Raw genomic sequence first — 22,847 nt, forward strand, 5'->3', positions numbered from 1 at the left:
TCCGGGTGCCCGATTCAGCCCGTCCGGCCCTTGAGAGCGCGCCCGCGGGCGGCAACGGACCCGCAGGCCGGGGCCTGGGCGGAGCCCCTACACGGCGGATCCGCACATCAGATGCAGCCGGCAAGGGGCGGGGCCGGGGAACGAGCGCGCCGCAGGCGCAGGCAACCCGCATCGCGTCACACACCCGCACCACCACAGACTCCGTGCCCTCACCGAGGACACGGCTTCACGCGAGGACACCCGTCCTCCCATCCGAAGGAACACGAACATGCTCGCTCAGAACACCGAGCCGATGACCCTCGACCTCTTCGCCGAGGACACCTCCCTCGTCGTCGACACCCTGCCCAACGAGGCCGCGCTCGCCTCCGTCGCCACGGTCGGCTCGCTGGGCTGCCTGACCTGCCCCGGCTCGACCTTCATGACCAGCGGTACCGCCAGCTCGCAGGGCTGAGCCGGGCCGCGGGAAACAACCGACCCTCCTGAAAGGAGCACTCCATGCGTGAGATCGACCAGATCGATCTGTTCGCCGAGGACGCCGCCGGCCTGACGGCGGAGGTCCTCGACGACGCGGCCCTGCTGGGGACGTGGGGTTCATTCGGCACGTTCACCAGCTTCGCCTGCCCGGCGTCGAGCGCGGCGACCAGCGCCAGTGCCTCGTCCGCCGGCTGACCGAACGACTACCGGAGAGAAGGACTCACCATGAACGACCAGACGCAGGTCGACCTCTTCGCCGAGGACTTCGGCGCGCTCCAGGTCGAGCAGCTGAACGAGACCGTGCTGCTCGGCACGTGGACCTCGACCAGCTCCCTCGGCTCGGCGGGTTCGACCGCCTCCACCGCGAGCACCGCTTCCTGCACCAGCTGAGGCCCCGCGCCTTCCGGAAAGGATCTTCACCATGCTTCGCACCGACTCGGTGACCACCGACGCGTTCGCGATCGACCTCAGCGTCGAGGACATGACCGTCGAGCAGCTCGACGAGGCGGCCCTGCTGGGCACCGCCGGCAGCTTCGGCACGGGCGCCTGCGCCAGCTGCCCGGCCGCCTGCTTCACCAGCGCCGGCTCGTTCTCCTCGGCGGGCTGATCACTCAGGCCGCCGCACCGCTCATGAGCTGAGGCCATGAGCAACGCCGCCGGGTCGGCAATGTGCAAGATTGCCGACCCGGCGGCGCCACCCGTCAGTATTCCCCAGGAGGTCAGCCATGCGACTCCCCGCAGCGGCCACCACCCGTACGAAAGCCGCGCCCGGTGACGCGGGTGCGCGGCACAGTGCGCAGGCGCCCGAGGACACCGCCTGGCTCGACACCGCGCCGCTCGCCCTGAAGGACTCCATCGAGCAGATGGACGGCATCGACGGGCGCCCCCTGCTCTTCGACACGGAGACCGGGCAGTACGTCGCCCTGTCCCGCGCCGGAACGGCCATCCTGACCCTCCTCGACGACGCTCCCACGGCCCGCGAGGTGGTCCGCCGGGTGACGGCCTCCTCCTCCGCGGACCCGGACCGCATCGAGACCTCCGTCGTGCGTTTCCTCGGGGAGCTGCGGCAGGCGGGCGTGCTGACCCTCGCGCCTCAGGGGCAGAACCGCAGACAGCGGCTGATGAAGCACTCGCTGCGCCAGCGCATGCCGAGGTTCGCCCTCACGCGCTCCGTGCACGTCCTGCTGGAGCCCGTCGCCCGCCTCCTGCGGAGGCTGCCGGTCGCGGCGGTCGTCACCTGCTGGCTGCTGCTGGTGGCCGCGGGCGCGGGCGCGGTCTGCGTGGCCCTCGCGGAACGCGGTGTACCGCACCTGTCCTCCTGGGCGTGGCTGGCCATGCTGCTGCTCGCCGCGCAGATCGCCGTCCACGAGCTCGGGCACGCCCTGGTCTGCCAGTACCTGCGGGTGCCGGTGCGCGAAGCGGGCATCACGCTGATGCTCTACGTCATGCCGGTCGCGTACGTCGACCGGACGGACGCCTACCGTGTGCGCAGCCGTGCCCCCCGTGTGCTCATCGCCCTGGCCGGCCCGCTCAGCGACGCCATCTGGGCGGGCGCGACCGCCGTGGTGCTGCTGTCCACGCACGGCGCCGTGGCCGATGTGGCCGGCGCGCTGCTCTACTCCCAGCTCTTCCTGATGATGATCAATCTCAATCCCCTGCTGCCGTCGGACGGTTACCAGGCGCTGGAGTCGGCCATGGGTTCCGTCAATCTGCGCGGCCGTTCCTTCGCCTATCTGACGCACCTGGTCACCCGCGTGCCCCTGCCCAGTCACCTGCTCGCCGCCTCCCGCGCGAAGCGGGCCGGCTATCTGACCTTCGGCGGACTGTGCCTGGCGTACGGGGTGTTCATGGTCGGCGCGGTGCTGCTCTCCTGGTGGCACATCATCGAGGCGGTGCGGGGAGCATGACGACCGCCCCGTCCCTCACCTCTGCGGACAAGCCTGCGGACAAGCTCGCCTCTGTGGACGCACTCGCCCCCGCGGACGATCTGATCCCCTCCCTGTCGCCCTTCACCCTGCACCGGGTCAACGGCCTGCCGGTCGAAGCGCTCGATGTGGCGCTGCGGGAGACCTCCGCCTCCCTCGCCGCCGAGACCGGCCTGGAAGCGGAGCTCCGCTCTGTCGCGGGCCCGCTGGCCGACGCCCTGCACGCGGTGGTCCCCTCCCTGGACGGCGCTCCCGGCGTGCGCCGCACCGTCCTGGCACTGCGCCGCGCCGTCCACAACGGCCGCCCGTACGTCCTCACCGGCGACCAGGCGCGCGAGGTGGACGCCGTCCTGGATCCGGAGGCCCGCGAGCTCACGCGCCGCTGGCTGGACCGGATGCACCGCCTCACGGAGGCCCGGACCGAGACGGACGCCGCGTACGCCCGGGAGACCGCCGCCGCCACCGAGCGGCTGCGCGAGCTGCTCACCCACCGGGGCCTGTCCCAGGGGCTCGCGCACGCCGCCCCCGGGCTGCTGCGCCATCTGACCCGCAAGCCGCTGCACCCGCACGGCAAGGCATCCCGCGCGGTCTTCGGCTACGCGTCCCGCGCGGCGCTCAAGACGAGCCCCTTCTCCCGGCTGACGGCGGTCGCGCTCGACGGCGGTACGGCCGACGGCCGCGCGCTGACCTACATCTCCCAGCAGCACGTCCGTTCCTGGCTCGACCTGCTCTGCCGGGACGAGCGGCTCGCCGCGGCCTTCGAGGCCGAGCCCAACGACGCGGTCCGTTACGTCGCCGGGCGTCCGTACATCATGGTGCCGTCCTACAACCCGAAGGCCGAACTCGCCTGGCGCTCGGACACCCTGGCCGACGCGAGCCTCTACGCGCCGCTCGTGGAGGAGGTGTCCTCCTGGCCGCGCATGCGGGTCACCGAGTGCCTCGAAAGGCTCGGCGGGAAGGATCCCTTCGCCGCCTATGTGCGGCTGCTGGACACCGGCCTGCTGCGTATCGTCACCCCCTGGGTGAACGCGGAGGAGCGCCCGCTGTCGGCCCTGGCCCGGGCGCTCGACCGCCTGGACGCCCCGGAGGCCGCCCGGACCGCCGCCCTGCTGCGTGAGGTGGAGGCGGAGACGCACGCCCTCCACGAACTCTCAGGGCCGGAGCGGCTGTCCGTCGTCGACCGGCTGGAGACCGTCACGCGGACCACCGACGACGCGGCGCTCCCGATGGCCCCGTTCGCCGCCTACGAGGACGCGGCCTCCGACATCCCCGTGGAACTTCCCGGAGGGCACGTCGGCAGCGATCTGGCCGAGCTGGGCCGGACCGTGCGCCCCTACATCTTCCGCTCCTACCTCTACGACTGGCTGGTCGAGGAGTTCGTGCGGCGGTACGGCGAGGGCGGCCGGTGTGACGACGTCGTGCGGTTCCTGTGGGAGGTGGCCGCGGATCCCGCCCATGGGCAGCGGCTGTCGCACGCGCTGATGGCGGACTACCGGGCGATCGGCACGCCCACCGAGCGCGCCTGGCTGCCGGTCGGCCGGAGCAGCGCGCCTCCGACAACGGCCGTGCTGTACCAGCTCGCGGCCGAGTCGGCCGACGATGTGCGGGCGGGACGGTACAAGCTGGTCGTCAACCAATACAACCCTGGAATGGGTGGTTTGGTCGCACGCTTCCGCAAACTGCTGAAGGCGGACCGGCCCGGTGAAACGGACCTGACCGAGGGCCTGCGCACCTGGATCGGCGACTCCTTCCCCGAAGCCGAGCCGCTCCAGGTCACGTTGAGCGGTGACGTCAACGGCATGCACTACGCCGCCGCCGGCGTGCTGCCGCCGTTCCACTGGCCCGGCGAGCCCGGTTCCGAAGGCGTGGCACCCGACGGCGCGCCCGTCGCCCTCCACCATGACGCGGAGACCGGCACCCTGGAGATGACGGGAGCGCTCGGCCAGGCCGTCGCGCCCGTGTACCTCGGTGTCGTCCCGTCCCATCTGGTCTCCGGTGTCGCCCGGTTGCTGCTCTGCCTGGCCGATCCGTGGGTCAACGGCTCCCGGCTGTGCTGCACCCGCAGCCCGCTGGACACGGACCCGCCGCTTCCGGACGGTGCGGTGGAGGAGCTCCCCGGTGACGAACGGGGCCGGCTCGTACTGGGCCGCCGCGCCTGGCGCTTCGCGCCGGGGCAGATGCCGCGCCCGGAACCCGGCGAGGGAGCCGAGGAGTTCTTCCGCCGGGTGCACCGCTGGCGCACCGGCCACGGCATGCCGGACGAGGTCTTCCTGTCCCTCAGCGGTTCACCCTCGGTGTCGTCGGCGGCCGTCCGCAAGCCGCTGTGGCTGTCGTTCCGCAGCCCGCACGCCGTCTGGGCCGCGGTCCACCACACCCGGGATCTCGACCCGGCCACCAGCGTACGGCTGGCCGAGGCTCTGCCGGGGCCGACCGGGCACTGGATACGGGACGACGACGGCATGCGGCACGCCACCGAGCATGTGTCGCTGCTGCGCTGGGACCGGCCGCGCCCGGGACGGGAGAACGACGGCGGGCACGGCCCCGCTCCCTACGCACGGCTGGAGCAGCGATGACAGCGATGACCAGGTCGCCACGACCCGCCACGCCGGACTCGGCAGCGGACGCCGGAGGTTGGTGGTACGCGCGCCTGTATCCCGGCGGCCTGGAGCGGCTGGACGCGTCCGTCGACCGGCTGCTGCCGCCGCTCGTGGACCTCGCCGCGGAGTCCGGCGCGGACCGGTGGTTCTTCATCCGCTACACCGACTGGGACGGCCCCCACCTGAGAGTGCGCTTCCACGGCGGCCGCGACCTGCTGGACGCCCTGCACCGCCGCCTTCCGTCCCTGCGGGCCGACTGCGTCCGGCTGGGGCGCGAGAGCGCGCCGGAGTACGACCCGCTGTTCGCGATGGACCTGCGCCCCTTCCGGGGGCGCCGGGACGGGGCGGAGGTGGGGCTCTACGAGCCCGAGGACGACAAGTACGGCGGGAGCGTGGGCACCCGGCTCGCCGAGGAGGTCTTCGAGCACTCCAGCGATCTGGCGCGGTGGGCCAACGCCTGCCCGCGACTGCCCGACCGCGCGGCGCTCGCGGTGCTGCTGCTGCGCGGGGCGGGCGAGGCGCTGCTGCTCGCCAGCGCCGTCGGTGAGGAGGGCGCGATCGGCCCCGCGCAGTTCTGGCCACGGCACCTGCAGTGGTGGACGCAGGACGCCGGGAGCCAGGCCCCGGGTCTGCGTGATCTGCTCCGGCGCGGCGCGGAGCGCGACGACCGGGGGCTGCGGCAGCGGGCGGAGGTCCTCGACGCCGACCCCGTGGTGCGGCGGTGGACGGATTCCTGGACCGCGGTGCTGACGACGTATCTGAGCCGCACCCGCCGTCATCAAGTGCCGCGCACGACCGGCCATCTCGTTTTCCACCAGGCACATATGATGCTCAACCGGCTCGGCATCCTGCCTCGTGAAGAGGCGATGCTGGGAATCATCGCGGCGTCGATGCGGAATGAAACGGCCCTCGCCGGGCAGGGCTGACGGTAGCCCGGTGACAAGGAACAGCACGACGGCGGCAGCCGGAGGACGGAGAACTCACATGGAACAGCAGGCGTCGGCAAACGGGGGTTCCCCGCTGGTCCTCATCGCCGCCCTGGCCGGAGTCGCGGCGGCGGTCGGCGCGGTCGTCTTCCAGGAGACCGCGCCGCGCGCGGTGCTCATAGCCCTCTCCGTCGTACTCTTCGCCACGGCCGGAAATGCCTGGCGGAGCCGGAAGAACCGGAGCGCCGGAGCGTAGTCGGCCACCGGGAGAACGCCGGGGCCGGATGCGGTGCGCACAGCACGGCATCCGGCCCTTTCACGCTCACGGCATACGGCCCTTTTCGCACGCCTGGAAGCGTCAGGCGTCAGGCGGTCAAAGAGAGTTCCTGGGTCAGCAGGGCTATCTCGATCCTGCTCTTCAGTCCCAGCTTCGCCAGGATGCGGCTCACATGGGTCTTCACGGTGTTCTCCGCCACCTGCATCCGGCGGGCGATCTGCACATTGGACAGGCCCTTGCTCAGATAGCACGCGACTTCCTGTTCCCGCCGGGTCAGCGATCCCAGGCCGGGCAGTCCGACGGCCGGCGAGGTCTCCGGCGGTTTCACCGACACGGCGTGCACAAAGGAACGGACCACGGTGGGATCGATGAATCCCTGGCCGCTCGCCACCAGGTGTACGGCCTGCACGAGTTGGGCCGGGGTGGCGTCCTTGAGCATGAATCCGACGGCGCCCGCCTGAAGGGCCCGCCTGACGTGTGCCGCCAGCCCCAGCGCCGTCAGCACCAGGACGTCGCACCCCCGCTCCACGATGCGCCGGGTCGCCTCGATCCCTCCGGCCGTCGCCAGATAGGCGTCCAGCACGACGAGATCCGGATTGAGCGCCTCGCTCATTCCCACGGCCTGCTCGCCGGTCCGCGCCTCCCCCAGCACCTCGATGTCCGGATCCCCCTCCAGGACGCTCACGACCCCCGCGCGCATCGCGTCCTGACCATCGGCGACCACCAGTCGTACCACCACAAATCCCCCCAACGGAACCCGCGCCCCGTCCGCCGTCACACGGCGGGGCGGCGCCCCTCTCAGCGGCCACGAGCCCCACCGCTCTAGACTCATATGCAAGTGCGCCGATCCACGACATTCACCTGAGTGGAACTCCCGGCGGAGCTTAGCCCGGCGGTCGGGGCGATTCAACTGTGGTGAGAACGGCGGAGTCCATGTACGTTTACACGGGTGGAGAAGAGGGCGATGCCGTGGGAGGCGTCATGAGCGAGCGGGCGAGCCGTAGCCTGGCCGACAAGCTCAATCACCTTTTCGCCAGTGTGAAGCCAAGAGGGGGCCAGGAGTACAGCAACGAGCATGTGGCCGAGGCCATTCGCGCGGGCGGCGTCACGATCTCGCAGAGCTACATCTGGCAGCTCCGCAAGGACAAGAAGCAGAACCCGACCCTCAAGCATGTGCAGGCCCTCGCGGACTTCTTCGGCGTACCCGCCGCGTATTTCTTCGACGACGAGGTGACGAGCCGCGTCGAGAAGCAATTGGAGCTTCTCAAGGCCGCGCAGGAGCGCCGGGAAGAGGATGCCGCCGGCCAAGACGTGAAGCTGATGGCAATGAGGGCCGGTGAACTGTCCCAGGAGCGCCGCCAACAGGTCATGGATCTGCTGGACGTCGTCTACCGGCTGGAACAAGCGGAACGCCGGGGAGGAATGGACTCCCCCGGCTGAGGAGTGAACGTGAGAGAGCGGGAGCTACGGCGCCGTTGCAAGCGCGAGCTTCGCGCCCTGGACATCCAGCCGCCTTTGGATGTGGCGCAGTTGTGCGAACTCCTCGGTGAGCGGCGGCAGCGGCCCATTCGCCTGGTGCCCTACTCGCTGCCGATGCCCGGCCCGTTCGGGGTCTGGATCGCCACCGCGTCCGCGGATTACATCCTGTATCAGCAGGAGACCAGCAAGATCCATCAGGATCACATCATCCTGCACGAGGTGGGCCACATTCTCGCCGACCACCACAGCGACGACGCGGACGACGAATTCTGGCGGCAGATGGCCCCGGACATGTGCCTGGGCACCATCAAGCGGGCCCTGCGCCGTACGTCCTACGACGAGCAGCACGAGCGCGAGGCCGAGCTGGTCGCCACCATCATCCTGGAATGGGCCTCCGTCCTGGACCGCGTGACCCCCAGAGCGCCGAGCGACCCGTCCCTGCGCCGGGTGCAGTCGGCCCTCGGAGACCGGCAGGGGTGGCTGTGATCGCCTCCGCCGTCATCGTCGGCATCGTCCTCGTCACCGCCCTGTGCTGGAAGACCTTCCAGCTGTCGAAGGCGCCGCACGACCACGCCCTGCGCGCCGTCACGCTGTGCCTCGCGTGCGCGACCGTCGCCTTCCCCTTCGGCCTCCCGGCGACCGCCCACGCCTTCGACGCCGTCACACTCGCCGGCGCCGCCAAGCTCGTGCAGAACGTGCTGCTGCTCAGCACGGTCTACTGCCTGATGTGCTTCTACCTCTACTCGGCGACGGACAGCGACCGGGGCCGCAGGCGCGCCCGGTGGGAGCTGATCCCCCTGTCGGCCACGATCGTCGTGATCACCCTGCTGACCGTGCTCACCCCGAACCACGCGACCGGGCACGTCTACGCCAGCGCGGACATGCGGGTCACGCACGTCGCCCTCTTCTATCTGGTGGCCGGTCTCTATCTGGCCTACGCGCTGGCCTCCGCCTTCGCCTGGACCCTGCGCTACGCCCGCGCCTCGGTGCGGCCCCTTGCCACCGGGCTGTGGCTGGCCGCCGGGGCGATGGCCGGCATGGTGCTCTCCAGCGCCGCGCGGGCGGCGTTCATCCTGGTGCGCTGGCTCGGCGGGGACGTGCCGCGGCCGCTGTCCCGGAGTGTCGCACTGCTCCTCGCGCTCTCCATCCCGGTGTTCGTCATCGGTGTGACCTACCCCGGCATCGCCACCCGCCTCGCGGCGTTCCGCGTCTGGTGGCAACATCGCCGCAACTACCACCGGCTGCGGCCGCTCTGGCTGCTGCTGCACAAGGCGTATCCGCAGGACGCGCTCGGCCGCGTCCCCACCAACCTCTGGCGGGACGCGCTGCGCGTCCGCAGCGTCCACCGGAGCCACTACCGCAGGGTGATCGAGTGCCGCGACGGCCTGGTGCGGATCAGCCCGTACCTCGCCCGCCTCGGCCTCGCCGACGCCGCCCCGGGCAGCGTCTCGCCGGAGGAACTCGCGGAGAAGCTGCGGCTGGCGCTGCGGGCCTACGACCCGGACGACCAGTCGGCCCAGAAGGCCATCCCCGTGGCGATGCCGGACGGCGACGGGCTCGATGCCGACGTCCGGCAGCTGGTGGCCCTGTCGGACGCGCTGAGAGCCGCGTGAGCCCGGTCCGACTCCCGTGTCGGCGGACAGAGATGAAGCAAGCGATCCCGTACGGAAATGGTGGCGTGATGGACCTCTTGGTCATGGCAGGACGGGTGCTGACAGAGCCCGGCGGCGGCTGCGTGGAGGACGGCGCGGTGTTCGTCCAGGGCGACAGGATCGCCGCGGTGGGCCCCCGGGCCGAGGTCGAGGCGGCCGTCCCGGAGGACGTGCGGCGGATTTCGCTGCCGGACGCCACGGTGCTGCCCGGGCTCATCGACTGCCATGTGCACCTCGCCTTCGACGCGAGCGACGACCCGGTCGGCGCCCTCCAGGAGAGCGACGAGGCCGGTCTGCTCCTGGGCATGGCCAAGCGGGCCGGGCAGTTGGTGCGCAGCGGTGTCACCACGGCGCGCGACCTCGGCGACCGCGGCGCGCTCGCGATGCGGCTGCGGGACGCGATCGCCCGGGGCGACGTGCCCGGCCCGCGCGTGCTCGCCGCCGGGCGGCCGCTGACCGTGCCGGGCGGGCACTGCTGGTTCCTCGGCGGCGAGGTCGAGGGCGAGGAGGCCATCCGCGCGATGGTGCGCCGCAACGCGGCCGACGGCGCCGACGTCATCAAGGTCATGGCCACGGGCGGCGGGCTGACCAAGGGCGGGCACGCGACCTGGGAGTCGCAGTTCACCGAGGAAGAGCTCCGCGTCGTGGTGGCGGAGGCCCGCGCCCTCGGCCTGCCGGTCGCCGCGCACGCGCACGGCACGGAGGGGATCGCCGCGGCGGTGGCCGCCGGGGTGAACACCATCGAGCACTGCACATGGATGACGGAGGGCGGTTTCGACGCCCGTGAGGACGTCGTCGCCGACATCGCCGCCAAGGGGATCCAGGTGTGCCCGGCGGCGAGCCCCAACTGGCGGGCGTTCGCCGAGCGGTTCGGTTACGAGCGGGCCGACGTGCTGTTCGCGCGCGTGCGCTGGATGGCCGAGCAGGGGGTGTCCCTGATCGCCGGTACGGACGCGGGCGTGCCGCGCGCGGAGTTCGACAACCTGGTGGGCAGCCTGGAGTTCTTCCGCTACCTGGGCTTCCCGGAGGCGCGGATCATCGACATGGCGACCGTCGACGCCGCGCGCGCCCTGGGCATCGCGGAGGAGACCGGGCGACTGGCCGCGGGGCACCGCGCCGACCTCCTCGTCGTCGGCGGCAACCCGCTGGACGATCTGGAGGCCCTGCGCGATGTCCGCCTCGTGCTGGCCGGGGGCCGGCCGCACGTCCCGGAGAGCGCTCTGACCCGGCTCGCCGGAGCGGACCGGGCGTAGACGGAAGGAGGGCCGGAGCGGTGTACCGCTCCGGCCCTCCTCACACACAGCGCGCGGCTACTTGACCGAGCCGCTCCAGGCGGCTTCCTTGTAGGCCACCACGGCCGGTTCGACACTGACCTCCATGCGGGCGCCGGCCTTCTTCTCGGGCACCAGGTAGAGGTAGGTGCCGCTCACCGACGTGCCCGCGTGCGGGCGGCCGGTGATGCCCTGGCTGAAGCCGATGCCGTTGCGGGTGTCGAAGGTGCGCTCCAGGCCCGCGCCGTCGCCGTCGCGCGCCTTGACCGAGGTGAGGTCGAGGTCCACGGTCTTGTCCGTGCCGTTCTCGACGGTCACCTCGACCTTGTAGGCGACGTACCCCTCCTTGGCGCTGTACCCGCTGAGTTCGGTCTTCTCCGGCTGCGCGACCGTGACCTTGAGGCCGTTCGCGTAGCGGGCCGTCTTGCCGAAGTCGAGGGTCTGGGCGTCCGGCTTCGTCAGGCCGTCGTCCTCGTCCTCCTCCTCGGACGGCGTAGGCTCCACGCCGGCGGACGTATCGCGGTCCCGGGCATCTTCGTCGATCCCCTTCTTGACCTCGCCGACGAGGAAGACGGTCAGCACCAGGCCGACGACGGACAGGGCGATGCCGACACCGCCGAGCGCGGTGCCCACGATCGCCATCGGCTTGTTCGACGCCAGGCCGTTGCGCGCGCGGTTCCAGCCGACGATGCCGAACACGACGGCCAGGACGGCCAGGATCGCCGTGAGCCAGAAGAGGAAGAAGACGAACCCGGTCGTCACCGCGATGCAGCCGAGCACCAGCGCCGTGATCCCGGCGCCGTTGCTGGGCAGCACGGGCGGCGGCGGGGGGAAGCCGAGCGGCGGAGCGGGCGGCAGGCCCCAGTGCGGCGGCGGTACGTGCATGCCGGGTGCCGGGGCCGGCCGCGCCCCGAACGGCGACTGGGGCTGCATGCCGGGCGGGGGCACCTGCGCGCCGGGGAACGGCGGGACCTGCGGTCCGGGCGCCGGGGGAGCCTGGATCCCGGCCGCCGGAGCCGTCTGCTCTCCGGCCGGAGCCTGCTCCGTGGCGGAGGAAGGCCGCTCCGTCGCGGGCGAGGCCGGCTCCGTCAGGGACGAAGCCGGCTCCGCGCCGGACGGCAGGGGCTCCTTCGCGAGCGACGGCTCCGTACCGAGCGGAGGCTCTGTGCCGAACGACGGCTCAGTCCCGGGCGACGGCTCCGTCCCGGACGGCAAGGGCTCGGTCCCGGGCGACGGCTCTGTCCCGGACGGCAAGGGCTCGGTCCCGGGCGACGGCTCTGTCCCGGACTGCGGCGGAGGAGTGGACGACGGGGTGGTCATGCACGCGGCTTTCTGGGGCAGGGTGGGTGGTCGGGGTGGTACGGATGCCCGGGACAGTGCGAATGATCTTGTCACCTTTGTCAAACTTTTAGGCAAACCTTGACGAAGAGTATCCCGCGCGCCGGACGACACGGCCGCCTGGAGGCCACCGACTGTCCCCGATATCGCGCTGGTTACGCTTCTGATCCACTTGGGCACTCTGTGTGTCATGAGCGATGCGTGGACGCGGACACCCGTCACGCCGGACGGGCGCCTGGGCACACCGGCGGAGCACCCGGGGCGGCGCGACCGGGAATACCTGGCACGGCGGGCGGCGCTGGCGCGACCGGCCCGCGGGCACCGGGTGGGCGACCCCTCGCCCCACGTGGCGTACACCGAGAGCGAGCACGCGACCTGGCGCACGGTCCACGCGGCGCTGGCCGACGCCCACCGCCTGTACGCGCACCGCGCGATCCTGGCCGCCGCCGAGGGCGCTCCCATCCCCGCGGACCACATCCCCCAGCACGAGGAAGTGAGCGCCGAACTGCGGCGCTTGACCGGGTTCGCGTTCACGCTCGCCGGGGGCTTCGTGGACAACCGGCGCTTCCTCGGCTCGATGGCGAGCGGATACTTCCACGCCGTACAGTTCGTGCGCCATCCGTCGATACCGCTGTACACGCCCGAACCGGACGTGATCCACGACGTGTTCGGGCACGGCATCCACCTGGCGTCACCCCGCTTCGCCGAGCTCTACCGCCTCTTCGGACGCGCGGCCCTGCGGGTGCGCACGCGCCGGGCCCTGGACCTGATCAGCCGGGTGTACTGGTTCACGCTGGAGTCCGGCGTGATGGCCGATGGCGCGGAGACCAAGGCGTACGGCGCGGCGCTGCTCTCCTCCTCCGGCGAGCTCGCGCAACTGGGCCGCTGCGAGATCCGCGAGCTGGACCCGTCCGACATGGTGCGGACGCACTACCGCGTCTCGGGATACCAGCCGGTGCTCTTCCGCGCGCGGTCGCCGGAGCACCTCGCCGATGTGCTCGCGGAGTTCCTGGAGGACTTCGACGACGACGAAGGCTCGCGGCTGGCCGTCCACGCGAGCCGCGGCGACCGCTCCTGACCCCTGGTGAGCTGGGCGATACCCCTGGCCGACGGCCTTATCGAGGGCTGGAGTTCCGTACTGATGGGGCGCTTCGGGGAGACCGCCGAGGCCCCTCGGCCGCGAAAGTTATCCACAGGCTGTGGCACCCCGCGACACGATGTCGGACCCGCGGCGCAGAATGGGGCCATGACTGAGAGCAACGGGGCCGAGCTGACCAGCGGGACCACGCAGGCCGAGGGGGGCACGACGGACGAGGCGGCGACGCGAGCGGCCATGCCGGACTGGGAGAAGCGCTTCCGGGCGCCGCGGCTCGGGCTGCCGCAGTGGGCGGAGGACGCCCCGGACCGCTCGCTGTTCGTCTCGAACGTGACGGGCACCTTCGAGCTGTACGCCTGGGATCGCGCGACGGGCGAGCAGCGCCAGGTGACCGACCGGCCGAACGGCACGACGGGCGGCGTGCTGTCGCCGGACGGCGAATGGATCTGGTGGTTCTCCGATTCGGACGGCGACGAGTTCGGCGTCTGGATGCGCCAGCCCTTCCACGGCGGGGCCGACGAGCCGGCCGCGCCCGGCCTCGCCCCGTCCTATCCCGGCGGCCTGGCCCTGGGCCGGGACGGCACCGCGGTCGTCGGCCGGTCCACGGACAAGGGAGGCTCGACAGTCCATGTGGCGCGCCCCGGTGCGGAGCCCGTCGAGATCTATCACCACGAGGAGTCCGCGGGCGTCGGTGACCTCTCCCACGACGGCACCCTGATCGCCATCGAGCACACCGAGCACGGCGACGCCATGCACTCGGCGATCCGCATCGTGCGCACCGACGGCACCACCATCGCCGAGCTGGACGACACCCGCGGCGGCACGGAGGAGCTCGGGCTCGCGGTCATGGGCTTCGCCCCGGTCGACGGCGACTCCCGGCTGCTGATCGGGCACCAGCGGCGCGGCCGCTGGGAGCCGATGCTGTGGAACGCGGCGACGGGCGAGGAGACCACCCTGGCCCTCGATCTGCCCGGCGACCTGCACGCCGACTGGTATCCGGACGGCTCCGCGCTGCTCGTCGAGCACAGCTTCCAGGCACGCAGCGAGCTGTGGCGGTACGGGCTGGCCGACGGCACTCTCAGCCGGCTCGACACCCCTGAGGGCACCGTCTCCGGAGCGCTGCCGCGGCCGGACGGCACGGTGGAGTTCCTGTGGTCCTCGGCGGCGACGCCGCCCGCCGTCCGGTCCACGAGTGGTCAGCTCGTGCTGGAGCCGCCGCGCGTGCCGGGCGGCATCGGCCGCGCCCCGCACTCGGTCCCCGTCAGTGACGCCTGGGTGGAGGGGCCGGGCGGCAAGGTGCACGCCCTGGTGCAGAAGCCGGAGGGCGAGGGCCCCTTCCCGACGGTCTTCGACATCCACGGCGGCCCGACGTGGCACGACAGCGACGAGTTCGCCGCGGGCCCCGCGGCCTGGGTCGACCACGGCTTCGCGGTGGTCCGGGTCAACTACCGCGGTTCGACCGGCTACGGCCGCGCCTGGACGGACGCCCTCAAGCACCGGGTGGGCCTGATCGAGCTGGAGGACATCGCGGCGGTGCGGGAGTGGGCCGTGGCCTCCGGCCTCGCGGACCCCGATCGGCTGGTCCTCTCGGGCGGCTCGTGGGGCGGCTATCTGACCCTGCTGGGCCTGGGCACCCAGCCGGACGCCTGGGCGCTCGGCCTGGCGGCCGTGCCCGTCGCCGACTATGTGACGGCCTATCACGACGAGATGGAGGCGCTGAAGGCTCTGGACCGCACGCTGCTGGGCGGCACCCCGGAGGAGGTGCCGGAGCGCTATGCGGCGTCGTCACCGCTGACATACGTCGACGACGTGCGCGCGCCGGTCTACATCTCGGCCGGCATGAACGACCCGCGCTGCCCGATCCGGCAGATCGAGAACTACGTCGACCGGCTGAAGGAGCGCTCCCACCCCCTGGAGGTGTACCGCTACGACGCGGGCCACGGCTCACTGGTGGTGGAGGAGCGGGTCAAGCAGCTCCGGCTGGAGATCGCTTTTGCGGAGCGTCACCTGGGCCGCCGTCCGGACCGCTCAAAGGCGTAGGGCCGTCGCCGCCCGTGGGGCCGTCGCCGCCGGCAGGGCCGGCCGGTCCCGCGGGCTCGTCCGGGGCGATGCCGAGCGCGAGGTCCCGGGCGGCCTCCACCTCGCGGCGGAAGAGCCGGAACCACATGAAGACGACGAAGCCGGCGAAGACGAACCACTCACCGGTGTAGCCGAGGTTCTGGAAGGACTTGAGGTCCAGACCGCTGCCGGGCGCGGCGGCCGCGGGCACGGGCGTCATCGCCCCCTGGGCCTTTGGCGTCGTGATCCACGCGTCGTAGACCTCGTACGGCACGAGGTTGACCAGCGTGGCCGCGCTGATGATGCCGACCTGTCCCTTGGGCAGGCCACTGTCCGCCCGTACGCCCATGGAACCGGGGGTCTCCGCGGACTGGAGGGCGCCGGTGACGGTGACATGACCGGCCGGCGGGGCGGGGACGGCGGCGGCGTCCGACCGGGAGTCCGGGTCGCCGGGCAGCCAGCCGCGCACGACGGGCAGGGCCTTGCCGCCGTCGGTGCGCAGCAGGGTGAGGACGTAGAAGCCCTTGCGCTCGTTCAGTTCCCGGTCGGGGACGAGCAACTGGTGCCCGGCGTCGTAGCGCCCGCTGGCGACGGCCTGGCGGCCGGAGGTCACGGTGCTGACCGGCAGCAGGTCGGCCAGTGGCTCGGCCGCCGCGGATCGGGCGTCATCGGCCTGCGTCTGCGCCGCGCGGTGCGAGTCGACACGGGATTCGAAGCGGCCGAGCTGCCAGCTGCCCATGAAGAGGCAGAAGGGGATGGACAGCACGGCGAAGGCGTTGATCCCCCACCAGCGGGAAGTCAGCAGGAACCGATACACACCCCCACGGTACGGGCAGGGCGCCCGCTCCCGGCCAGCGCCCCCGGATCCGGGGCCGGGCCGGAGCCCTCGCTACGGCGCCGTGGCCAGGGGGCCCGTGCGGTAGACCGTGCCCGCGCAGGCGTCGTTGATCTTCGTGTCCGCTATCGCCGGTTCGCCGACGTCCGGAGTGTGGCTGAGCACCACGCTCGGCGGGGGCGGCGGCGGAGGCGGGTCGGAGACCGAGGGCTTGTTCCCCTCGGCGGCGGCGCCCGCCGACGTCGAGGGCACCGCGCTGCCACCGCCCGGGGTGGGCGTGGCCCCGCCCGTGTTCTTCGCGCAGCCGGTGGGGCCGCCGTCGGGGGCCGGGATCCAGGCGAACCTCACCTCGTACGCCTGGCCGGGCTGGAGGATGACCTCGCTGGGCTCCGCGGTCGGGTTGGGCAGCCCGGTCGCGGCGTCGCCCGGCGTGTGGTCCACGACGGAGACACGCGCGCTGTCGGCGCTGCCGCGCGCGCTGGCGGCGACGGTGCCCGGCCCCGCCACCGTACAGACGGAGCGGGAGATGTTGACGACGCGGAAGGCGCCGTAGACCCGGCCGTCCTTGTCGGCGGCGCCGACCGTGCCGGAGCCCTTGCCCAGTTGGTCGCGGTCGCACGTGGGCGAGACCGCCGCGAAGGTGTTCGCGGGGTCGGGGACGATGCCGCTCGGGGAGCCGGACGGCTTGATCTCGTTGTCCGGCTTGTTGCCCTCGGGCTTGCGGCCGTCGTCCGGCTGCCGGTCCTTGCCCGCGGGGGCGTCCGGCCGGGACCGCCCGCTGCCCTCGACAACGCCGTCGCTCAGGCCCTCGTCGGTCTCCGGCTGGGCGTTGTGCGCGCTGGCGGTGTTGGCGTGGCGTTCGTCGGTGGTGGTGCCGGTGTCCGCGACGTGCAGGAGCGCGGGCAGCGCCGTGCCGCCGAGGATCACTGCGGCCGCGAGGCCGACGAGCGCCTGGCGGCGTCGCGTGCGCCGGGCGGGCACGGCGCGGCGCAGCTGCTCCAGCGCGTCGGCGGAGGGCTCGATGTCGCCCACCGCGCCGCGCAGCAGCCGCCGCAGGGCCTGTTCGTCGAGTGACTCGGGGGAGTCGCCTCCGGGCACCCCGGCCGGGCCCGGCTCGCGCTCGGGCGCTCCGGGGGGCGTCGGCCACCCGCCGCGGCCCTCGCCCGGGCCGCCGTCGCCGGAACCGCCGGGGGCCGGGCCCTCGCCGTGCGGGGGGCCACCGGGAAACTGCTGGTTCATGCCGGAGCCTCCATGGCGACACGGAGGGCCGCGATGCCCCGGGAGCCGTATGCCTTGACCGACCCGAGCGAGAGGCCCAGGGTCTCGGCGACCTGGGCCTCGGTCATGTCGGCGAAATAGCGGAGGACGAGCACCTCACGCTGGCGGCGCTGCAGTCCGCGCATCGCGGTGATCAATTGGTCTCGCTCCAGCTGTTCGTACGCGCCCTCTTCGGCGCTCGCCATGTCGGGCATCGGCTTGGAGAGCAGCTTCAGCCCGAGGATGCGGCGACGCAGCGCCGATCTGGACAGATTGACGACAGTCTGCCTCAAATAGGCGAGGGTCTTCTCCGGCTCCCGGACGCGGTTGCGCGCGGAGTGCACCCGGATGAACGCCTCCTGCACCACGTCCTCGCAGGACGCGGTGTCGTCGAGGAGCAGCGCCGCCAGGCCGAGCAGCGACCGGTAATGGGCGCGGTAGGTCTCGGTGAGGTGGTCGACTGTGGTGCCCGCTGCCATCGCCTCGTCAGCGTCCCCGCGCTGGGGCGGCAGCTGGGTGGTGGGGGTGGCCGGCCAGGGAGCGATCACCGGCATACCGCCCGGCGTGCGCGGACGCGGACGCACTGCACTGCTGCGCCGCGGGGCGGTTGCGATGCTGATGACCTCTGCCACGCCTGTTGGACACGCTTCCCCCCGTCAGGGTTGTACGCGCGGGGCAGCCCGTCCGACGGAACACCGCTCGACGACGCGTCATATGCCCTCATGCGTACCAGCTCTTCCTCGATGCCCCGATTTTGGTGCCACCCCGAGAGACGGCATCAAAGACGCTCCCCGCCCCGCCGGCGGTTGCGGTGCGGGGCCGTGGCCACACCGTCGGACAGGGTGTGAATAGTCGAACACACCATCTGCCCAGCTCAAGAGGTCCGGACCAACGACTTGATCACAGGACCTTCACGAGTCCTCCCGGTCAGGGGACGGTCAGCTCGGCCGCCACGACCTCCGCGATCTGGGCGGTGTTGAGCGCCGCTCCCTTGCGCAGGTTGTCACCGCAGACGAAGAGCTCCAGGGCCTTCGGGTCGTCCAGCGAGCGCCGCACGCGGCCCACCCAGGTCGGATCCGTGCCCACCGCGTCCGCGGGGGTGGGGAACTCCCCCTCGGCCGGGTCGTCCACGAGCACCACGCCCGGCGCGTTGGCCAGGATCTCGTGCGCCTGCTCCACGGTCACGTCCCTCTCGAAGCGCGCGTGCACGACCAGCGAGTGCGTGGTGAGCACCGGTACGCGTACACAGGTCGCGCTGACCCGCAGCTCCGGCAGCCCCAGGATCTTCCGCGACTCGTCACGGACCTTCAGCTCCTCGGACGACCAGCCGGCCTCCCGCAGGGAACCCGCCCAGGGCACCACGTTCAGCGCCAGCGGCGCCGGGAACGGCCCCAGGTCGTCACCGACCGCCCGCCGCACATCACCCGGCTGCCCGCCCAGATCCGTGCCCGCGACCGCGGCCAGCTGGGCCCGCAGCGCCTCCACACCGGCCTGTCCAGCGCCCGAGGCCGCCTGGTACGAGGAGACGATCAGCTCGCTCAGCCCGAACTCGGCGTGCAGCGCGCCCACCGCGACGATCATCGACAGCGTGGTGCAGTTGGGGTTGGAGACGATCCCGCGCGGCCGCAGGAGCGCCGCCTGCGCGTTGACCTCGGGCACCACCAGCGGCACGTCCGGATCCATCCGGAACGCCCCGGAGTTGTCCACGACGACCGCGCCCTTGGCCACGGCCACCGGCGCCCACCGCGCGGCCACCTCGTCCGGCACGTCGAACATCGCGACGTCGACGCCCTCGAACACCTCCTCGCTCAGCGCGAGGACCTCGGTCTCCACGCCCCGGACGGTCAGCTTCCGGCCCGCCGAGCGGGCGGACGCGACGAGACGGACCTCGCCCCACACGTCCGCGCGCTGCGACAGGATGCCGAGCAGCACCGTCCCGACGGCGCCCGTGGCGCCGACGACGGCGAGGGTCGGCCTACGGCCCGTACCCCCCGAGGGAATACGGGCCGCGGGGCCGGTGCCGGTCATCGACCGGTGCCTCCGTAGACGACGGCCTCGTCGCTCTCGGTGTCCAGGCCGAAGGCGGTGTGCACGGCGCGCACGGCCTCGTTCACGTCGTCGGCACGCGTGACCACCGAGATACGGATCTCGGAGGTCGAGATGAGCTCGATGTTCACCCCCGCGTTCGACAGCGACTCGAAGAACGTCGCGGTGACCCCGGGGTTCGTCTTCATCCCCGCGCCGACCAGCGAGATCTTGGCGATCTGGTCGTCGTAGCGCAGCGAGTCGAAACCGACCCGGTCCTTCGTCCGCTCCAGCGCCTCGATCGCCTTGCGGCCCTCGGTCTTCGGCAGGGTGAAGGAGATGTCGGTCAGACCCGTGGACGCCGCCGAGACGTTCTGCACGACCATGTCGATGTTGATCTCGGCATCCGCGATCGCCCGGAAGATCGTCGCCGCCTCGCCCGGCTTGTCCGGCACCCCGACGACCGTGACCTTGGCCTCGGAGGTGTCATGGGCAACACCCGAAATGATCGCCTGCTCCATCGGCTGGTCCCCTCGCGGTTCGTTGCTGACCCAGGTGCCCTGGAGCCCCGAGAAGGACGAGCGCACGTGGATCGGGATGTTGTAACGGCGTGCGTACTCCACGCACCGGTGCAGCAGCACCTTGGACCCGGAGCTCGCCAGCTCCAGCATGTCCTCGAACGAGATCCACTCGATCTTCCGGGCCTTCTTCACGACCCGCGGGTCCGCGGTGAAGACACCGTCCACATCGGTGTAGATCTCGCACACCTCGGCGTTCAGCGCGGCGGCCAGCGCCACGGCGGTGGTGTCACTGCCACCCCGGCCCAGGGTCGTGATGTCCTTCTTGTCCTGGGACACACCCTGGAAGCCCGCCACGATCGCGATATTGCCCGCGTCGACGGACTGCTGGATCCGCCCCGGCGTGACATCGATGATCCGCGCTTTGTTGTGGACCGAGTCGGTGATGACCCCGGCCTGGCTGCCGGTGAACGACTGCGCCTCGTGACCGAGGTTTTTGATCGCCATCGCCAGCAGCGCCATGGAGATGCGCTCCCCGGCGGTCAGCAGCATGTCGAACTCGCGCCCGGCAGGGATCGGGGAAACCTGCCCGGCGAGATCGATCAACTCGTCCGTCGTGTCACCCATCGCGGAAACCACGACAACCACACGGTTGCCGTTCTTCTTGGCTTCCACGATTCGCTTGGCGACCCGCTTGATGCCCTCGGCATCGGCAACGGAGGAGCCTCCGTACTTCTGCACGACAAGGCCCACGTGCGCTCCTCGCAGCTATGTGTAATGCGGTCGGCTCAGTCTAACGAGCGACTGCTTTCGGCCATGCGGATACCGCATGCTGAGACGGTTTCGCCCTCGGCGGTCCCCCTGCCCGCCGTGTCCGCTCCCACGCTCGAAGGTAACCCAGCTCACACCCCCCGCGCCGCCCGGGCCCAGGCCGGGGCGAGGGATGATCCACAAAAAGGCCGGGGGAAAATACCCGCATGATGATCAAGCACTTCTGCTCCGCGCTGCGGAACATGCGCATGCTGCTGAGCTCGCGGTGAGCGCCGAGCGCCCGCCCGCCCCCGCGAGGGCCCGTACAGGGCGGCGGTCGACCCTGGTCGCGGCGGTGGCCGGCGCGGTCTGCGCGATCGCCTCGGCGTATCTGCTGCTGGTCACCGTGCCCGGCGCGCGGGCCGAGGCGCGGCACTTCCGTGCCGCCGCCTCCTGCCGGGCCGACGCGGTGTCGAAGAAGTGCCTGCGGCCGGAGACGGCCACCGTGGACGGGACCGAGACGGTGACCTCGGGCAGTTCGACGCAGTGGTGGCTCTCGGTCACCCAGGACGACGGCACCGCACACCGCATCCGGATGGCCGGACGGCCCCGCGTCGCCCACAAGGTCAAGCCCGGTGACCGGGTGACCGTCACCTACTGGCACCACAAGAGCCGCTATGTCGACTTCCGCAACATGCGGGAGGCCACGCACGACGACCCGCGGAACGGCTACCGCCTGCCGTACGCGCTCGCCCTGGCGCTGCTGCCCGCGGCCGCGGGCTCCCTCTGGGCGGCCTACTGCTTCGGCCGGCGCTCCACGGACTCGCCGCGGCCTTCGCCCCGGCAGCTCGCGGTCCCGTCGGCGGCGGCCCTCCTCGCCGCCCTGCTGGGCGCCGCGTCACCGTGGTACGTCCACGGCGTGGGGAAACCCCTGCTGATCACGGGCGTGGCCACCGTGCCCCTGGCGGCCTGGGCCGCCCTCACCCTCGTCCGCCACCGCAAGCGGGCGGACGAGGCGAACGCGCTCGTACCGTCCGGCGGCTGACCGCCGGGATCCGGGCGTCTCAGGAGCGGTGGAGCCCCAGCGGGCCCCCTATTTCCGCCGCCATCACCCGCCCGGCCTCCTCGGCCAGCTGCTCCTCGGTGGCCGCCGCGTCCGTGTCCAGGCCGTCCAGCTCGTCCAGCGGCTGGTCCAGGCGCACGTGCGCGACCAGCGACTGCAGCGCCCGGAGCGACGCGGAGGCCGTGGGTCCCCAGTTGGAGAGGTAGGAGAACTGCCACCACCACAGCGCCTCGCTCACCCGGCCGTCGCGGTAGTGGGCCATGCCGTGCCGCAGGTCGGTGATGATGTCGGCGAGGTCGTCGGAGATCCGGCAGGCGACGGGCGCGGTGCGCGGGACATACGGGTCGAAGACCTCGGAGTAGACGTCCACGGGGTCCAGCAGCCGGGCGAACCGCTCGCGCAGCTCGTCCACGTCCGGCTCCGGGCCGACATCCGGCTCGTAGCGCTCGTCGGGGAGGAAGTCCTCGTGCGCGCCGAGCCGGCCGCCGGTGAGGAGGAGCTGGGAGACCTCCAGCAGCAGGAAGGGCACGGCGCTGTCCGGCTCGTCACCGCGCGACACCTCGGCCACGGCGACGATGAAGCTCTCGATCGAATCCGCGATCTGGACGGCGAAATCGTCGGGATCGCGCTTGGCGTCATGCAGCGTTGCGTCAGACATCGAGAAGTCGTCTCCCTTCGAAGGCACGCCCGAGCGTGACCTCGTCGGCGTATTCGAGATCGCCACCCACAGGCAGACCACTGGCCAGCCGCGTGACCTTCAAACCCATGGGCTTCACCATGCGCGCGAGGTACGTGGCGGTGGCCTCCCCCTCCAGATTGGGGTCCGTGGCGAGAATCAGCTCGGTGACGGTGCCGTCCGCGAGCCGCGTGAGCAGCTCACGGATGCGCAGGTCATCGGGGCCGACGCCCTCGATGGGGCTGATGGCCCCGCCGAGCACGTGATAGCGACCGCGGAACTCACGGGTCCGCTCGATCGCGACGACATCCTTGGACTCCTCCACGACACAGATCACCGCGGGGTCGCGGCGCGAGTCCTGGCAGACCCGGCACCGCTCCTCCTGGGCGACATTGCCGCAGACGGCACAGAAGCGGACCTTCGCCTTGACCTCGGTCAGGGCGTGCGCGAGCCGGCGGACGTCGGCCGGCTCGGCCTGGAGGATGTGGAAGGCGATCCGCTGCGCGCTCTTGGGACCGACACCGGGCAGCCTGCCCAGCTCGTCGATGAGGTCCTGGACCACGCCTTCGTACACGGATCGAACACTCCTTCTGCTTCTGCGGTTGTCTTCCGGCCGGCGGTTTCCGGGCC

The 22,847-nt window shown here is 71.9% G+C and carries 24 protein-coding genes; 15 read left to right on the forward strand and 9 right to left on the reverse strand.

Features of this window, described 5'->3' with window-relative positions; genetic code table 11:
• Positions 1 to 268: 268 nt before the first annotated feature.
• The 8 genes from ACH427_RS18590 (at position 269) to ACH427_RS18625 (ending at position 6,178) form a co-directional block, all read left to right on the forward strand.
• Positions 269 to 451 carry a thiocillin family RiPP gene (locus ACH427_RS18590; RefSeq protein ID WP_398870570.1) on the forward strand — a complete coding sequence of 61 codons (183 nt, stop codon included), beginning with the start codon at positions 269 to 271 and terminating at the stop codon, positions 449 to 451.
• Between the two features lie 44 nt (positions 452 to 495).
• Entirely contained in the window at positions 496 to 669 is a 174-nt protein-coding gene (locus ACH427_RS18595; RefSeq protein WP_361522292.1) for a thiocillin family RiPP, read from the forward strand.
• 30 nt (positions 670 to 699) lie between these two features.
• Entirely contained in the window at positions 700 to 864 is a 165-nt protein-coding gene (locus ACH427_RS18600; protein ID WP_398870571.1) for a thiocillin family RiPP, read from the forward strand.
• A 31-nt stretch (positions 865 to 895) separates the two neighbouring features.
• On the forward strand, positions 896 to 1,081 hold the full coding sequence (locus ACH427_RS18605) for a thiocillin family RiPP (RefSeq protein WP_398870572.1): 186 nt from the start codon (positions 896 to 898) through the stop codon (positions 1,079 to 1,081).
• A 118-nt stretch (positions 1,082 to 1,199) separates the two neighbouring features.
• Positions 1,200 to 2,381 carry a PqqD family peptide modification chaperone gene (locus tag ACH427_RS18610; RefSeq protein ID WP_398870573.1) on the forward strand — a complete coding sequence of 394 codons (1,182 nt, stop codon included), beginning with the start codon at positions 1,200 to 1,202 and terminating at the stop codon, positions 2,379 to 2,381.
• Positions 2,378 to 4,972: a hypothetical protein gene (locus ACH427_RS18615; RefSeq protein ID WP_398870574.1), complete on the forward strand. Its 2,595-nt coding sequence runs from the start codon at positions 2,378 to 2,380 to the stop codon at positions 4,970 to 4,972. The genes ACH427_RS18610 and ACH427_RS18615 overlap by 4 nt, the downstream gene beginning before the upstream one ends.
• Positions 4,969 to 5,922 (forward strand): lantibiotic dehydratase C-terminal domain-containing protein, encoded by a 954-nt coding sequence (locus tag ACH427_RS18620; protein WP_398870576.1) that lies wholly within the window; start codon positions 4,969 to 4,971, stop codon positions 5,920 to 5,922. The genes ACH427_RS18615 and ACH427_RS18620 overlap by 4 nt, the downstream gene beginning before the upstream one ends.
• A 58-nt stretch (positions 5,923 to 5,980) precedes the next feature.
• Positions 5,981 to 6,178, forward strand: coding sequence for a hypothetical protein (locus ACH427_RS18625; RefSeq protein WP_398870577.1), 198 nt, complete (start codon positions 5,981 to 5,983; stop codon positions 6,176 to 6,178).
• Positions 6,179 to 6,287: 109 nt separating this feature from the next.
• Here the strand turns inward: ACH427_RS18625 and ACH427_RS18630 are convergent, their stop codons facing one another.
• Positions 6,288 to 6,938: a response regulator gene (locus ACH427_RS18630; RefSeq protein WP_398870578.1), complete on the reverse strand. Its 651-nt coding sequence runs from the start codon at positions 6,936 to 6,938 to the stop codon at positions 6,288 to 6,290.
• A gap of 242 nt (positions 6,939 to 7,180) precedes the next feature.
• On the opposite strand from ACH427_RS18630, the gene ACH427_RS18635 reads away from it, so the two are divergent.
• The 4 genes from ACH427_RS18635 (at position 7,181) to ACH427_RS18650 (ending at position 10,583) form a co-directional block, all read left to right on the forward strand.
• The gene (locus tag ACH427_RS18635) at positions 7,181 to 7,639 is read left to right on the forward strand and encodes a helix-turn-helix domain-containing protein (protein WP_398870579.1); all 459 of its coding nucleotides are present in this window, start codon (positions 7,181 to 7,183) and stop codon (positions 7,637 to 7,639) included.
• Positions 7,640 to 7,648: 9 nt separating this feature from the next.
• Positions 7,649 to 8,164 carry a hypothetical protein gene (locus ACH427_RS18640; RefSeq protein ID WP_398870580.1) on the forward strand — a complete coding sequence of 172 codons (516 nt, stop codon included), beginning with the start codon at positions 7,649 to 7,651 and terminating at the stop codon, positions 8,162 to 8,164.
• A complete protein-coding gene (locus ACH427_RS18645) occupies positions 8,161 to 9,291 on the forward strand; it encodes an MAB_1171c family putative transporter (RefSeq protein WP_398870581.1) in 1,131 nt (376 codons plus the stop codon). Before ACH427_RS18640 ends, ACH427_RS18645 begins: the two co-directional genes overlap by 4 nt.
• Before the next feature lie 68 nt (positions 9,292 to 9,359).
• On the forward strand, positions 9,360 to 10,583 hold the full coding sequence (locus ACH427_RS18650) for an amidohydrolase family protein (protein ID WP_398870582.1): 1,224 nt from the start codon (positions 9,360 to 9,362) through the stop codon (positions 10,581 to 10,583).
• Between the two features lie 57 nt (positions 10,584 to 10,640).
• On the opposite strand, the gene ACH427_RS18655 is transcribed toward ACH427_RS18650, so the two are convergent.
• A complete protein-coding gene (locus tag ACH427_RS18655; RefSeq protein WP_398870583.1) occupies positions 10,641 to 11,534 on the reverse strand; it encodes a DUF4190 domain-containing protein in 894 nt (297 codons plus the stop codon).
• Between the two features lie 595 nt (positions 11,535 to 12,129).
• Here ACH427_RS18655 and ACH427_RS18660 point away from each other — a divergent pair.
• Together ACH427_RS18660 and ACH427_RS18665 are read left to right on the forward strand one after the other, a co-directional pair.
• The gene (locus ACH427_RS18660; protein WP_398870584.1) at positions 12,130 to 13,017 is read left to right on the forward strand and encodes a phenylalanine 4-monooxygenase; all 888 of its coding nucleotides are present in this window, start codon (positions 12,130 to 12,132) and stop codon (positions 13,015 to 13,017) included.
• A 255-nt stretch (positions 13,018 to 13,272) separates the two neighbouring features.
• Positions 13,273 to 15,075, forward strand: coding sequence for a prolyl oligopeptidase family serine peptidase (locus ACH427_RS18665; protein WP_398870704.1), 1,803 nt, complete (start codon positions 13,273 to 13,275; stop codon positions 15,073 to 15,075).
• Here ACH427_RS18665 and ACH427_RS18670 read toward each other — a convergent pair.
• The 5 genes from ACH427_RS18670 to ACH427_RS18690 form a co-directional block, all read right to left on the reverse strand.
• On the reverse strand, positions 15,002 to 15,910 hold the full coding sequence (locus ACH427_RS18670; protein ID WP_398870585.1) for an SURF1 family protein: 909 nt from the start codon (positions 15,908 to 15,910) through the stop codon (positions 15,002 to 15,004). The genes ACH427_RS18665 and ACH427_RS18670 overlap by 74 nt on opposite strands.
• A 72-nt stretch (positions 15,911 to 15,982) precedes the next feature.
• Complete coding sequence (locus ACH427_RS18675) at positions 15,983 to 17,167, reverse strand: hypothetical protein (protein WP_398870587.1); 1,185 nt, start codon at positions 17,165 to 17,167, stop codon at positions 15,983 to 15,985.
• On the reverse strand, positions 17,164 to 17,739 hold the full coding sequence (locus ACH427_RS18680) for a SigE family RNA polymerase sigma factor (RefSeq protein ID WP_398870588.1): 576 nt from the start codon (positions 17,737 to 17,739) through the stop codon (positions 17,164 to 17,166). Before ACH427_RS18680 ends, ACH427_RS18675 begins: the two co-directional genes overlap by 4 nt.
• Before the next feature lie 373 nt (positions 17,740 to 18,112).
• A complete protein-coding gene (locus ACH427_RS18685) occupies positions 18,113 to 19,213 on the reverse strand; it encodes an aspartate-semialdehyde dehydrogenase (RefSeq protein WP_398870589.1) in 1,101 nt (366 codons plus the stop codon).
• Positions 19,210 to 20,481, reverse strand: a complete 1,272-nt coding sequence (locus ACH427_RS18690; RefSeq protein ID WP_116213049.1) for an aspartate kinase — start codon at positions 20,479 to 20,481, stop codon at positions 19,210 to 19,212. Before ACH427_RS18690 ends, ACH427_RS18685 begins: the two co-directional genes overlap by 4 nt.
• A gap of 283 nt (positions 20,482 to 20,764) precedes the next feature.
• Here ACH427_RS18690 and ACH427_RS18695 point away from each other — a divergent pair, with 283 nt between their 5' ends.
• Positions 20,765 to 21,523, forward strand: a complete 759-nt coding sequence (locus tag ACH427_RS18695; RefSeq protein WP_398870590.1) for a hypothetical protein — start codon at positions 20,765 to 20,767, stop codon at positions 21,521 to 21,523.
• A 19-nt stretch (positions 21,524 to 21,542) separates the two neighbouring features.
• On the opposite strand, the gene ACH427_RS18700 is transcribed toward ACH427_RS18695, so the two are convergent.
• Positions 21,543 to 22,199 carry a DUF5063 domain-containing protein gene (locus ACH427_RS18700; RefSeq protein WP_398870591.1) on the reverse strand — a complete coding sequence of 219 codons (657 nt, stop codon included), beginning with the start codon at positions 22,197 to 22,199 and terminating at the stop codon, positions 21,543 to 21,545.
• Positions 22,192 to 22,791: a recombination mediator RecR gene (gene recR, locus ACH427_RS18705; RefSeq protein ID WP_398870592.1), complete on the reverse strand. Its 600-nt coding sequence runs from the start codon at positions 22,789 to 22,791 to the stop codon at positions 22,192 to 22,194. Before recR ends, ACH427_RS18700 begins: the two co-directional genes overlap by 8 nt.
• Positions 22,792 to 22,847 lie beyond the last annotated feature (56 nt).

The organism is Streptomyces sp. NPDC020379, from assembly GCF_044387105.1.
GTDB lineage: Bacteria > Actinomycetota > Actinomycetes > Streptomycetales > Streptomycetaceae > Streptomyces.